Below are 255 nucleotides of genomic sequence, written 5' to 3'. Positions count from 1 at the left end.
CTGCGGCTGTCCGCTCCGTCTGACTTTGGTCGAAACCTGCTATTGCCGTGGCTCGATGAATTTCAGCACCTGCATCCTGGATTGTCGCTGCACCTGAAAATGAGCGACCGGGCGGCCGACCTGATCCGCCAGCCGCTGGATGCCGTCGTGCGCTACGGAGCGCTAGCTGATTCGTCTCTTCTGGCCATGAGGCTGGTCGACAACAACCGACGTGCATTGTGTGCCGCGCCATCATACCTCGAGCGGCATGGCGCA

Annotated in this window: 1 protein-coding gene; it reads left to right on the top strand. The window is 61.2% G+C overall.

Features of this window, described 5'->3' with window-relative positions; translation table 11 throughout:
- Positions 1-255, top strand: a 255-nt coding sequence (locus AB3X89_RS40610; RefSeq protein WP_368588107.1) for a LysR substrate-binding domain-containing protein, incomplete at both ends; no start/stop codon positions are given.

It is taken from the genome of Paraburkholderia sp. BR14320, from assembly GCF_040948665.1.
GTDB lineage: Bacteria > Pseudomonadota > Gammaproteobacteria > Burkholderiales > Burkholderiaceae > Paraburkholderia > Paraburkholderia youngii.
Note: the sequence above shows the minus strand (reverse complement) of the source record. Positions and strands in the feature narration are given on the sequence as shown.